The sequence below is a fragment of the Legionella santicrucis genome (genome assembly GCF_001468135.1).
GTDB classification, from domain to species: domain Bacteria; phylum Pseudomonadota; class Gammaproteobacteria; order Legionellales; family Legionellaceae; genus Legionella; species Legionella santicrucis.
Genome location: NZ_LNYU01000091.1, coordinates 789,952 through 803,811 on the forward strand (window position 1 = coordinate 789,952; position 13,860 = coordinate 803,811).

Sequence of the window (13,860 nt, forward strand, 5' to 3'; positions counted from 1 at the left end):
ACAATTGGTATACTTATAAACTAAATCAAAAAATAAAATTCTAATGAACGCCAATATGGTATGCAATCAATGTTAAGTGCGTTTTACCACTCCAATTCCAATAATGTAATTAGTCCAGACCAATATTCAGTCCACTCAAAATTATAAGGATCATGTCCATCTTTTCTCCTTAATAAGACACCATTGTCCACTTTAAATAAAGGCGAAGTATGGTTTAGTTGCTCAACTTGTTTAAATAACGGCACTAACTTTAATTCACTAAAATCTTCAGGAAAGTTACCTGATTCAAAAGTATCATAAATACTATCCGCAGAACGCTGCATGGCTTGTAATAGAATAATACGCTGTAATTCAGCTTCTTCTTTAAAAAGATAGTTATCGCCATAGACAGTCCAAAAAGTACCCTCTTGATTCACCACATTTAAACCGAGTCGGTTGTCTTCATCATGCATAAGATTAGCAAGCAGTAAATTCAGAATAGAAGGTAAAAAGACTTGTTTTTCTATTTCACGTCGAGGTGTTCGTATATGACCAGAAGCAAAAGAATCACTCAAGTAATGATTTGCAAAAGCATTTTGAGCATATGCTAACTCCAGTAACTGCTCAGCATGAGTAATATTGCCTTTAATCTTTTGTTGATAGGCAAGCAAAGCTGTATCAAGAGCTACTTGATGCCCAACCTCGTAAGCAATTAATGAATCAGGCTGATAGTGATCAAAGTTAGCTTCCGAAATCTTTAAGTAATTGCCAAAAGGAATATAATCACTGATAAAACTGCCGCCACAAGTCAAGCGATTTAGCTTTTTATTAATTGCTGAACCATATTCTTTATAAAATTCCGAATCCGTCTTTCCTTGTGATCGCCAGTCCATTAGAAGTTGTGCAATCTGTTTCTGATATTGAATAAGATTTTCCGCTTGTGTGCGAGGGGTTTGGCAATTGTTTTTGTCTTTATCCCCTGCCAAAGCATAAAATTGGAGATTAAAACATTCTTTGCGTTTGTCTATAGTACACATTGAAATTGGATGTTGCGGATCACCAAATAAATCTCCCGCTAACATTACGATTTGACCATAAGTAAGGATTAAACCATTAGGCAAATGCAACAACTTACCTGGATTACTATTATCAAAGCGGAGATTAATCTGATCACCAAAGTACTGGTGCTCAAAACCTGAAAAATTTTTCATGTGTCGTTCCAGCAATTGATTTATTAATTCTTGGGAAAAATCAGATGAATTAGCATAAGAACTCTGAACTAGAGTTAATAGAATCATTAAAGCAGTAATAATCTTTTTCATTCAGTAATTCTCTATAAAGTTTAGTTTATAAATTTGAGGCTATGCATTAAAAGTAAGGGCTAGAAAACATTGTAATTATAGGTAACACAATGAAAAACCAGCCAAAGTAAGCCTCTTCTTTGGCTAGAATATACTACTATAAATGAAAAAAAATGAAGAATATTATGATTTCGCTTTTTTACTATTGAGAAGAATGGATTGCCTTTTAGGTATTATCGAAGTGAGAGGTATTTCAGAGTTTTGAAGATTAGAAGCACTGACTGCAAAAAATCGATGTAAGCTTTGTTCAACATCCTCTTTTGTCGCTTGGAACTTATTAAAAAAGCCAATCAACTCTATTTATATGTCATATCAAATATTTTGATAATTAATTATTTGAAACGAATAAATCGTAAAATAGTTGGTGAAAAGTACCGAAATTTAACGCCTACTTACAAGTTAAGCTTACTAAAAATCATAATGTAGCAATAATTATTACCATTCGTGGTATAATTGCCAACGAAATAAGCATACTGAATAATAATATCAACACCAGTTTCTTCTTTCACAAATACAAATAAATAAAGGAAACAGCATGAGTTTTAAATCTTTAGGTTTAATCGACCCCTTACTTCAATCTATTGATGAATTAGGCTACAAAGAACCCTCTTCAATTCAAACTCAAGCTATTCCAAAAGTATTATCAGGCAAAGATGTACTTGCTTCAGCGCAAACCGGAACCGGAAAAACTGCAAGTTTCGTGTTACCTATTTTGCAAAAACTCAGCGCGACACCTCGAGCTAAAGGCAATAGAGCACGAGTACTCATTCTAACTCCAACACGTGAATTGGCCAGTCAAGTACACGAAAACATCATTCAATATGGACGTTATCTTTCACTTCGTTCGGCAGTGGTCTTTGGTGGAGTAAAAATTAATCCTCAAATGATGAAATTACGCTCTGGAGTAGAGATATTGGTTGCCACACCAGGACGTTTATTAGATTTACATCAGCAACGCGCCATACAATTTGATCAAATTGATACTTTGGTACTGGATGAAGCCGATAGAATGCTCGATATGGGCTTCATTCATGACATGAGACGAATTATTAGTTACCTGCCTAAAAATCGACAAAATCTTATGTTCTCAGCCACTTTTACTGATGAAATCCGTAGTTTTGTAAAGACCATTCTTAATCAACCAATAGAAATTGATGTTACACCGCGAAATACAACGGCTGTTAAAATCAAACAAACGGTACATCCAGTTGATAAAAACCAAAAAGCAGCTTTACTCAGCCATCTGATTCATAGAAATAAATGGAACCAAGCTTTAGTATTTTCTAAGACAAAACATGGTGCTAATAAATTGGTTAAGCAATTAGCTGAAGCACAAATTCATGCTGCAGCGATCCATGGTAATAAATCCCAATCCCAACGTACCAAAGCTTTAAATGATTTTAAATCTGGGGAATTACATATTTTAGTGGCTACAGATATTGCTGCTCGAGGAATTGATATTGATCAATTGCCTTGTGTCATTAATTTTGATTTACCCCAAGTGGCTGAAGATTACGTTCATCGTATTGGTAGAACTGGACGTGCTGGTTCAATAGGATTAGCAATTTCACTAGTAAGTGCCGATGAGGTAAGTCAATTGCAGTCAATAGAAAAATTGATTCAACACAAATTAAATCGTATTGAAATTGAAGATTTTGAACCCCAACATAATGTGCCTCAAACCAATATATCTTCTACAACTAAAAAATATTCTCAGGTAAAGAAAAAAACGACTTCAACTTATGCTAAGCCCCATAAAAAACCATTGGCTAGAGGTTCAAGAAATACTCGTTCTAAACCTTAATGTCGTGTTTCCCCATAACAAAAGATAGGGTAAATGCAGCAGATGACGCACAGACACACAAAATAGAGAGAATAGCCTGCTATGGGGATTAGGTACACTTACTTATAAATTAGATAACCTTACTTTTTATGGGTAAATTATCGAGTTGTTGCTCTCTCTGTTTTTTATATTCTTGCCAGCCATTGTATGGTTTTTTATAAAAAACAATTCCAACAGTATCTCTAAAAATATAACCATTGCTTCTTGCCTCTCCATTACGAAGTGGTAATTTTATAGGATCGGTTACATCACAGCCCTGCTCTCCTTTTTCTTTGGCTTGTTGATATTGCAAAATGTGTTCGCTATTTACAATATGCGTTGCGGCCTTATTATAAGAAGATGCTTGTCTTTCTAAGGTATGCATTACTGAGCGCTTGGATTGTGGTATTTCTTCTAAATTAGGATAACCGTCTGAAGTGTTCTCATAACCTAACGAGTTTTCAATTGCATTTAATTTAAAAGCAGATTTACAAAATTTTTCAATAATACATTGTGCAAGGTAAGGATAATTAGTGCTTGCTACAGTCATTAAATAGGAATGAAAAAAATAGGGATCCATTACATAAATATAGGGTGAATTATGTTCAGCCGCATTGGTAATAGATGTTGGTATATGTCTTTTAAGTAAAGGATGGTCTTTCCTCATTTTAGCATTGTTTCCAACAGCGACAGTATCAATCATTAAGTCCCAAGCAGGCAGATTTGTTTCAGTATTTTTTATTTTTGCAAAAATAGTTTTTAATTCAAGAATGCTTAATCCGCCTATATCAAGAATACCTTGCTCAACCGCACTAATAATTAAATTAAATTGTAAACGATGAGTTTCTTTGCCATGAAAAAATAAGGGGGATATCTTATTTTCTTCACTCCATAACTCGTTTCTTTCTAAAACCTCATCTGCTTCTAGTTTACTTATAAATCCAATAAAACTAGGTACTGGTCTTTGAGTTGGAGTTTCATGTAAATTTATTCCATACTTTTGTTCTTTATAAAGCAAAACCTTGCTTAGTAGATTATTTGTTTTATTTGTAGTGAGTTCTTCGTCCGGACTAGGCCATAAGAGATCCATAAAACTGCAATATTGCTTCGGTTTCCTAAGCTCTAGCGCTTGCAACCCATTTCTATTGGAGTTCTCTAAATCCCACAAAAACTTGACTTCTTGCTCTAAGTTTTGCAAAGACTTTGCTATGAGTGATGCATCCGATAAAAAGACTGATATATTTGCTAAAATGCGTGCATGGTTAGGAAATTTCTTTCGATAGAATTCAAGATATTCTTGGTAAAGTTCATTATTTTTTTCACCACCAGCAATATTAACTATATCTTGCATGATAATTTACCTTTTGTTTTGTATTAAAATTACATTACGTATTAAGTCATAATTTGGGTATTGTCGAGTAAGCTAATTTAGTTATCTAGATCATCTTCTCTAACAGCTTGATTATTACTCATAACCTCATAAATGATAATAAAATATTCATTAATTTAACTCTCTGTTACAAATAAAGACATATCTGGGTTCATAACAATAAAAGATCGAATTTTAATCATATTAACCAATAATGGATTGATGAGAATTTATTAATGAACAAAAAATAAACAACTCGAGGTATATTGACAAATGTTACTGCAATAGTGTAACTTAAATGTACAGTTATTTTTTCTAAATATTCATGTTCCATTCTACTAAAACCATCAAGTTAAATAAAAAAGCAGATTTGATACAAGTCTTTGCTGGCTTTTTTTATTTTAGCTTTTTTAGCCCGCAGCTGGGTGGTAGGTAGAGTTAACTAACACTCCAACCCCCAGCTTAGTCTGGGGGCTTTTGGCATCCGAATTCCCAGACTGATAAAAGTAAGGGAGTTGGATGAAACCAAGAGGAGTGTAAATCATGCATCATCCCCCAAGAACCCATCATTCCCACGAGCTCTCCGTAATTGTTTCTTGTTCCAGGAGGCAAAGATGAGTTATTCAATTTTAAAAAAATTACCACCAGTAGAAAAAATTATCCAAGAATTACCCTTATCCCATTCTGCTTACCAGCAAATTGCCCAAGACCGAAACGAAATTAAAGCGATTTTGGAAGGACGAGATACACGCCTCTTAATGATCGTTGGCCCCTGCTCTGCTTGGCCTAAAAAAGCCGTTTTAGAATATGCCCATCGTTTAGTCCAATTGAACCATAAAGTAAAACACGCATTAAAAATAATTATGCGCGTTTACATCCAAAAACCTCGTACAACTAAGGGTTGGACAGGTCCTGTCAATCAACCCGACTTATTCTTGGCGCCAGATATTGCCTCAGGAATAAAATACACACGGGATATGATGATTAAAGTTATTGAGATGGGACTGCCTATCGCTGATGAAGCCCTATTCACCCACAATGCCAAAGGATTTCTGGAACTTTTATCATGGGTAGCTATTGGTGCTCGTAGCTCAGAAGATCAAGAACACCGTATTTTTGCTTCTGCCCTAGACTGTGCGGCAGGATTAAAAAATCCGACCCATGGTTCGCTGGCTGTAGGAGTAAACAGTATTATTGCATCACAACATCCTCATGTCGCAGCCTTTGATGGCTATGAAGTACAAACACATGGTAATCATCATGCTCATCTTGTTTTACGTGGTTCTAATCATGCCCCCAATTATTCTATTGCACATATTGAGGAGGTAAAAAACCACATGGACATGCACCAAATCATTAATCCTTCGATAATTATCGATGTTAGCCATGATAACTGCCTGATTAATGGTAAAAAAAATCATCAATTACAACCATCAATTGCGTTATCCATCATCGAGAATCTCAAAAATAGACCCGATTTAAAACAATTGGTAAAAGGATTCATGGTAGAAAGTTATATCAAAGAAGGAAACCAAAAAGTCGATCCCATTAATCCTAATAAACTGGATTTAAATGGACTATCCATTACTGATCCGTGCCTAAGTTGGGAACAAACAGAATCATTTCTTTTGGAATTAGCAGAATTGAATGCATTAGACATGAATAATAAAAGAGAGGTGCAATAATGGCTATTTTATTTGGTATTGCTGGTGATGTTGGTTCGTTTTCTGAAGAAGCTGCCTTTCTTTATGCCAAAAAGAAAGGACTCGACTCTATTTTTGCTTATTTATTAGACATGGAAGGTGTACTCAATGCCATTGAAGATGGAGTAATAGATCTAGGCATCATCCCAGTTGTCAATCTTTTAGGTGGATTAGTAAAACCAGCCTTTCTTGCCATGGGAAAACATTTGTTTACACCAATTGATGAGTTTTGGCATGAAATTAATCAATGTCTGCTCGTTAGGAGTGATACTGATCTAGGTCAAATCAAGCATATTGTATCTCATCAGCAAGGACTGGCCCAATGTCAGCGGTTTTTAAAGAAACAATTTAAAAATACAGGGCAAATAGAATGGATTGATACAGCAAAGGCTGCAAAAGATTTAGCAAAAGGAGTCTTACCCTCCTATTCTGCTGTAATTGCTCCAGAGCGTTGTGCGCAACTTTATGGTTTAGAAATAAAAGCGAAAAATATTCAAGACAGCTCTCCTAATCGTACTGCGTTTCTCTTAGTCAAAAAACATAGCGATAAAGCCACTATTCAAAAGTAAGGAGCATTCTATGTGTACGCTTGAAGAATTAAGAAAACAAATTGAACAAACAGATGCTTACATCATTGAAAAATTAGCGCAACGTCAAGAATTGGCAAAACAAATAGGAGAGATAAAATCAAAAATAGGTAAAAAAATAGTAGATCACCAACGTGAAAAAAAATTGTTTCTGTATTATGAAGAGTTATCAACTCAGTACCACTTACAACAGGAATTTGTCACGCGCTTATTCAAAATAATTATTTCAAACTCGAAAAAGGTGCAAAAACAATGAATTATTCTAAACAATTTTTACTGAAAGATTCAGCCACTGTTGCTATTAATTCACTGGCTCAACAAAAAATAAACTCGGGTCTTAAAATTTATAATCTCAGTGCTGGCGAACCTAAATTATTGCCTCATCCAATAATAACCGCCGCAGTCATGCAAGCTTTAGAACAAGGCCTAACTCTTTATCCTCCTGTATCTGGGGTAGCAGAGTTACGATATCTTGCTTGTGAGTGGATGAACAAATCCTACAATTGCTCATTCACAAATGAAAACTGCTTAGTTGTTAACGGTGGAAAGTTTGGAATCTATTTACTAATGCAATTATTGATACACAACAATGATGAAGTCATCATTCCCTCTCCTTATTGGGTTTCATATCCACAAATCACCCACCTGTTTGGAGGCACACCTATAATCGTCGAAACCAAGGAAATCGAAGGATGGAAATTAACCCCTCAAGCACTTAAAAATGCCTGCAGCTCTAAAAGCAAAATACTTATTCTTAATAATGCAGCCAATCCAACCGGTGCATTGTATACACAATCTGAATTGGCTGAACTTTTACAAGTTGCTCATGAGCATGGGCTTTTAGTGATTGCAGATGAAGTATATAGTGGGCTCATTTACGATGAGCATACCTATATATCTTGTGGTTCATTTTCTCAGTTTAAAGATCGGATCATTATTATTCAAAGTTGTTCAAAAAACTTTTCCATGACTGGTTGGCGGGTTGGTTTTGTATTCGCACCCAAAACTATTATTCAACCATTAGCTGCATTAATGAGTCAAAGTACGAGTGGAGTTACAACTCTTGGTCAATGGGCTGCCGTTGCGGTATTGAAGGAAACCAATGTTGGTCTCTGGGTTCAACAATGCATGCAGAAAAGAAGGGATTGTATCATTCAAGCTTTAGATAAATATTTTGGGCTCACAATAATACCTCCGCTGTCATCTCTCTATATCTATCTTTCCTTAAATAGCTTAGGGGTTAAAAATCAAAACTCAGAGGAATTTTGCAAACAAGCATTGGAAGAAGCCGATGTTGCTCTTGTACCAGGAACTGCATTTGGAAATGAAGGTTATGTACGATTATCCTTTGGCGGATATGAAGAAGATTTACAATCAGGGATTCGACAATTAGCGCAATGGTTGCATGTCTAAGAAATACTAATAAATTAACATTTAATAGCCCCCCTGCTTACGCAGAGGATGACGAGATTCTAAACGTCACCTTCCGTGAAAACGGAAGGTCTAAAAACAACAAATCTTGCTCGACATTTCAGCTTGCAGCATAACATTTAATTGACCCCCTGCTTTCGCAGAGGGTGACGAGGTTCTAAACGTCACCTTCCGTGAAAACGGAAGGTCTAAAAACAACAAATCTTGCTCGACATTTCAGCTTGCAGCACAACATTTAATGGACCCCCTGCTGTCGCAGAGGGTGACGAGGTTCTAAACGTCACCTTCCGTGAAAACGGAAGGTCTAAAAACAACAAATCTTGCTCGACATTTCAGCTTGCAACATAACATTTAATAGACCCCCTGCTTACGCAGAGGGTGACGAGGTTCTAAACGTCACCTTCCGTGAAAACGGAAGGTCTAAAAACAACAAATCTTGCTCGACATTTCAGCTTGCAGCACAACATTTAATAGCCCCCTGCTTACGCAGAGGGTGACGTGCTCCTAATGTCACCTTCCGTGAAAACGGAAGGTCTAAAAACAACAAATCTTGCTCGACATTTCAGCTTGCAACATAACATTTAATAGACCCCCTGCTTACGCAGAGGGTGACGTGCTCCTAACGTCACCTTCCGTGAAAACGGAAAGTCTAAAAAACAACAAATCTCGCCTGAATCTTACACACATCTTGCTGCGATACAAAAAAATGATCCAATAGCTTTTTTGTATTGGAGTTGGATGTGGATCTAGATATTGAAAATCCTCAGTGCTGGTCAGAATTTGTATTTTCACAGTGTAACTTCCTAAAATAGTACTGAGTGCTGCTTGGGTATATAAAGCCATAGCAAAGCTGGGGGATGGAGTGATAGCAAAAGAACAGGTAAAGCCGCTTGGGTTACGGTATGGAAAGGCTTTTTTAGATTACGAGAGCGTGTTGAAGACTATTTAGTGGCGGTCTCTTGATAAGATGTGATCAAGAGACCTCTGCTTGCCTGAGAACTGAAATTAAATTTTTTTAACAAATTGAGATTTTAATTTCATAGCCCCAATACCATCGATTTTGCAATCAATATCGTGATCCCCTTCAACTAATCGGATATTTTTTACTTTTGTACCTACCTTTACAACCTGAGAGGAACCCTTTATTTTTAAGTCTTTGATAACAGTTACTGTATCACCATCTTGCAGTATATTTCCGTTGGCATCTTTGATAATTCGCACAGACTCTTCATTGCGTTCACCAATATCTTTTGGCCATTCATGCATACATTCAGGACAAATAAATACATCACCATCTTCATAACTGTATTCAGAATTACATTTAGGGCAATTCGGCAAATTGTTCATTTCCTTTATCCTTTCATTGTATGTTAAGCAAAGAATGTCCAAAATCATACTGCGACATTAGCTAAAATCCAATTTTAACAGCAAATATAAGGTTTGTTGACAATTAATTACACTCTGTAGCTTCTCAGCGCAGCGTTCATCACACAGGGGCTGGGCTATGCAGCACATATTTGTCACTCTTATTTTCTTTAGCAGTTGTGAAAAATGAGTGCCTATTTTGGGGTATTAAAATATCCTTATTTTTATTACTATAGTCAGTTTTTGCAGGCAATAACGCTTGAATGGTCTTTAAGCTTTCAGGATTCACGATAGTGGCATGACGAAGTACTGTAATGCCGTTTTTGTTTTTAATCCTTACCGCCTCTAGACGTTGATTTTCTGGCAATAACTCTAGAATAGTCTTTAGGCTTTTAGCATTGCTAGCAACAAAATGAAGTGCTGTATTGCCGCCTTCGTCTTGACTCATCACCGCCTCGAAGCGTTTATTTTCTGAATATAACTCTAGAATGGTCTTTAGGATTTCATAATTATCAGCAGCATGATGAAGCACTGTATGACCATAGTTATCTTGAATTACCACCGCCTCTAGACGTTGATTTTCCGGCAATAATGCTAGAACAATTTTTAGGCTTTCAGAGTTTATAGCAGCCAAATGAAGCACTGTATGGCCATAGTTGTCTTGAATTATCACCGCCTCTGGACGCTGATTTACTGGTAATAATTCTAGAGTGGCTTTTAAGCTTTCAGGATTATCATCAGCCAGATGAAGCACTGTATGGCCATCGTTATCTTGAATTATCACTGCCTCTAGACGTTGATTTTCCGGCAATAATGCTAGAATAGTCTTTAGGCTTTCAGCATTCATAGCGGCATCATGAAGTACTGTATTGCCATCTTTGTTTTTAACTATCACCGCTTCTAAGCGTTGATTTTCTGGCAATAACTCTAAAATAATCTTTAGGCTTTCAGGATTTGTCGCAGCAAAGTAAAGCAATGCTCTGCCATATTTGTCTTGAATCCTCACCGCTTCTAAGCGCTGATTTACTGGTAATAACTCTAGAATGGTTTTTAGGCTTTCAGAATTTGTAGCTGCATAATGAAGCATTGTATTGCCGTCTTTGTTTTGAATCCTCACCGCCTCGAAGCGCTGATTTACTGGTAATAGTTCTAGAATGGTCTTTAGGCTTTCAGGATTCATAACTGCATAATAAAGTGCTGTCTCGCCACCTTTGTTTTCGACCTTCACCGCCTCTAGACATTGATTTTCTGGATATAATGCGAGAATGGCCTTTAGGATTTCAGGATTATCAGCAGCCAGATGAAGTGCTGTCTCGCCGTACCTATTTTTTTGTGTTATTGCTACTTCTTTTTGCGACAAGATTTTTTGTGCGATACCAAAATGGTGATTTTTTAATGCGGCCATCAGTGGAGTATTTTCCTCTGGGTAACTGACTCCATTGACTGTAGCACCGTGTTCCAGGAGCACATCAAAAATGGCCTCATCTCCGTTCTCAGCAGCCCAAAATAAAGCAGTTTTCATGTCGCCATCAAAGGTTTCAAGACAAGCTCCGTATTCCAGCAGATAGTTCACCATGGCTAAGTCATTGTTTTTAACCGCGATGATAAGCGGTGTGTTTTCATCCTCATCTTTAATTTCAATTTGCGCCTGTGCTGCAATCAACTGTTGGGCAATATCGCGTCCAACTTCGTTTTTATCTTTGTAGACCACTTTTTTAAAGGCATGGATTAAGGCAGTATTACCGTATTTATCTTGGATGTTTACATTAATGCCGCGTGCAATGAGTTTGCTGAGACTCTCATTATCTGCGTTTAAGGTCGCAATATGCAGAGCGCTTTGTCCCTTTTTGTTCCTCGCATTAATAGAGGCACCTTGTTCCAGAGCATCAAAAGCGATGATTCCTTGGTTTAATTGATCCAGATAATACCGGTTCGCTAACAGCGCATCAAAGGCTTCGTTGTGATTGGAAGCATACTGCGCTAATAACTGCAATAACGCGAGATTCTTGGTAGAGAGGGTAAAAGCAAGGACTTGTTGCAAGGCTTCGTTATTGTGCAGTGATTCTTGGGTGCTGAATAATTCTTGAAAAAAACGTTTCGTCTCCTCTGCAATCCTGGCTTGTAATTGGGAAGAGGCCACCTTGCCATAAAAAAGATAAGGCATGCTCGCACCAGCAAGGGGAAGTTGCGATTTAGAATCGCAGTACCCGGTATAATCCTGGAGGCGTTCTTTGATCGCGGGATAATCTTTGCAGGCCACTTGACGCGAGATCCCACTTTGTGCGCCTGTATTCACCTGGGGGATGTGATGCTCCTGACACAGGGTGTGCCCCAGCAACCGAAACATATCTGCCACCGGCGCGATTTTTTCTTGCTTTACTGCAGACTCAATTGAATCCAAACACAACGCACCATTTTGCCCTTTCCATACCCAAGCTTGGGCCAAAATGGCATCATCCAGGGAGGGATTTTGTGCCTCACCTTGGCATAAAACATAAAAACCACCATTAGGCGAGGCGATGCCATGAACAACACACTCACTGCCCACACCACCAAGATACTGGCAGCAATGCGTTATTTTCCCAAGACAGGCCGCAAGTGCTGCTCCTTTATCGCTGGTTGTATCCAGTTTTTTAATATAAATCCCAGGATAGCCAATGTCTTTGCCATCAATAAGCACATCAGGAATCGTCTTCTCCGCATTATCACGCTTGAGGGCATAAAATTGCTCTCTATTTTGCGGGCTGATGCCGTTTTGAATTAAGATTTGTTGGGCTGCACTATGTTCTTGTTGGTACTTGGCATAAAAGGCTTCCAAAACAATCATGTCAATATTTGCCAAAGGTAATCGTCCTTGGCAAAGAGAAACGAGTTGGGTTTGCAGCTCAAATAAGCGTTGACTGAATACTTTCAGCTGTTCCTCGCGTGCCATTCTTGCTTCGGGGTTAGTCAAGGGCTTTTTCTTAAGGCTCTTATATTGTCTTGCTACCGTAGAGAGTTCCTTTTTGACGTCTTGAATTTTATCCCTTATTTGTGCATCGAACTTTTGGCCTTCTTGTTTCGTTGCTTTCTTACCCATTTTCCCCATCGCCTCAATAGCTTCTGCATGCGGCAAAAGGGTGCGAAAACGGGGATTGGCAAGGTAAAGGTTGGCCAGTTTTAGCCATTGTGGAAACGCACACATATCGGCTTTGGGTAACTCAAATAAGCATGCATCATGAACCAGGTAGTTGTGGGCATTTTGGTCTTTAAATTGGAGTAAATAATTCAATACCGCTTTTTCATCCTTAAAAATCGTGGCTAATTTAAAAGCATGGTCTTCAGCCACCCCATTGTGTTCCACAATAAGGGCTAATTGACATAAAGGAAGCACTTTTTGATAACAGTCATGATGAATAAATCCCTTATCATTTGGGGGAAGAGTAGTATTAGGGAGTGCCGTTGCTTCTATAAAGTCACCTAGTCCCCACTGCTGTAATGTGGCCTTCATGAAATAAGCCCCTTCTTCACCATAATCATGGTGAATGCGCTCGATGAACTCATTGGTTTTGGCGCTATAGGCGAGTGATTTTTGTTTTAATCCCTGGATGGTTTGGAGCTCTTTTAGAATATCCAGCATGGACAAGGTTGGCATAGTTTATTTCTCTAAAATTGTATTATGTGAGGTGGCCAAATCAGCCTTTTTTACTAACCACATAGGGGTTCACTAAAAGTAAAAACCAGTACAACAAAAAAATGGCTCACCTCGACCCAATATGAGCAGATTTTAATCTATGCGATTGTTAAATATAACTGTCAAAAATGAACAGGGTACAAAAGCTGAAAAAATATACTTAGTGAAGGTGATGTATCTACTTCAGAAGTGATAAAAACTAAATTTGGTCACATAATCGTTAAAGGACACAGACGATAGTCAAGATATAAACACGCACTTTAGCCGCCCATGCGGCACCTTATTTTAAAAATTTAATTTAATTTTCTTATATTCAATACTGATAACATTCTGTAAATACAGTATTTTTCCTTGTGTCAATAATAATTATTAACATTACCCTTTCCTCTTTATTGTTTAATAACAAACTGAACAACAATTAATCAAAAATAAACTTAAGAAATTGTTAGTTTAATGAATCAATTAAGGTATAAGGAGAACGTCAGGGCGATTTCACCAAAGTTTAAGAATTAATCAGTCAATCCAGCTGTAATCTAAAATAAAAGGAATGAAGTAGTAGAATTTTTAAAT

The 13,860-nt window shown here is 37.3% G+C and carries 9 protein-coding genes and 1 pseudogene; 6 read left to right on the forward strand and 4 right to left on the reverse strand.

What is annotated here, in order from left to right; genetic code table 11:
- Positions 1-83 precede the first annotated feature (83 nt).
- Positions 84-1,301 carry a hypothetical protein gene (locus tag Lsan_RS21135; RefSeq protein ID WP_058516063.1) on the reverse strand — a complete coding sequence of 406 codons (1,218 nt, stop codon included), beginning with the start codon at positions 1,299-1,301 and terminating at the stop codon, positions 84-86.
- A gap of 574 nt (positions 1,302-1,875) precedes the next feature.
- On the opposite strand from Lsan_RS21135, the gene Lsan_RS21140 reads away from it, so the two are divergent.
- Positions 1,876-3,144, forward strand: coding sequence for a DEAD/DEAH box helicase (locus Lsan_RS21140; protein ID WP_058516064.1), 1,269 nt, complete (start codon positions 1,876-1,878; stop codon positions 3,142-3,144).
- A gap of 109 nt (positions 3,145-3,253) precedes the next feature.
- Here Lsan_RS21140 and Lsan_RS21145 read toward each other — a convergent pair whose 3' ends face one another.
- The gene (locus tag Lsan_RS21145; RefSeq protein ID WP_058516065.1) at positions 3,254-4,513 is read right to left on the reverse strand and encodes a LirA/MavJ family T4SS effector; all 1,260 of its coding nucleotides are present in this window, start codon (positions 4,511-4,513) and stop codon (positions 3,254-3,256) included.
- A gap of 632 nt (positions 4,514-5,145) precedes the next feature.
- On the opposite strand from Lsan_RS21145, the gene Lsan_RS21150 reads away from it, so the two are divergent.
- The 5 genes and pseudogenes from Lsan_RS21150 to Lsan_RS22425 all read left to right on the forward strand — a co-directional run.
- Positions 5,146-6,216 (forward strand): 3-deoxy-7-phosphoheptulonate synthase, encoded by a 1,071-nt coding sequence (locus tag Lsan_RS21150; protein ID WP_058516066.1) that lies wholly within the window; start codon positions 5,146-5,148, stop codon positions 6,214-6,216.
- Positions 6,216-6,803, forward strand: a complete 588-nt coding sequence (locus tag Lsan_RS21155; protein WP_058516067.1) for a prephenate dehydratase — start codon at positions 6,216-6,218, stop codon at positions 6,801-6,803. Before Lsan_RS21150 ends, Lsan_RS21155 begins: the two co-directional genes overlap by 1 nt.
- Before the next feature lie 10 nt (positions 6,804-6,813).
- Positions 6,814-7,077, forward strand: a complete 264-nt coding sequence (locus Lsan_RS21160) for a chorismate mutase (protein WP_058516068.1) — start codon at positions 6,814-6,816, stop codon at positions 7,075-7,077.
- Positions 7,074-8,234 (forward strand): pyridoxal phosphate-dependent aminotransferase, encoded by a 1,161-nt coding sequence (locus Lsan_RS21165; protein ID WP_058516069.1) that lies wholly within the window; start codon positions 7,074-7,076, stop codon positions 8,232-8,234. Before Lsan_RS21160 ends, Lsan_RS21165 begins: the two co-directional genes overlap by 4 nt.
- Positions 8,235-9,069: 835 nt before the next feature.
- Positions 9,070-9,215, forward strand: a pseudogene (locus Lsan_RS22425) (IS4 family transposase); the annotation flags it as partial.
- A 42-nt stretch (positions 9,216-9,257) separates the two neighbouring features.
- Here the strand turns inward: Lsan_RS22425 and Lsan_RS21170 are convergent.
- Positions 9,258-9,599 (reverse strand): zinc ribbon domain-containing protein YjdM, encoded by a 342-nt coding sequence (locus Lsan_RS21170; RefSeq protein WP_058516070.1) that lies wholly within the window; start codon positions 9,597-9,599, stop codon positions 9,258-9,260.
- Between the two features lie 139 nt (positions 9,600-9,738).
- Positions 9,739-13,251, reverse strand: a complete 3,513-nt coding sequence (locus Lsan_RS21175; RefSeq protein ID WP_058516071.1) for an ankyrin repeat domain-containing protein — start codon at positions 13,249-13,251, stop codon at positions 9,739-9,741.
- Between the last annotated feature and the right edge of the window lie 609 nt (positions 13,252-13,860).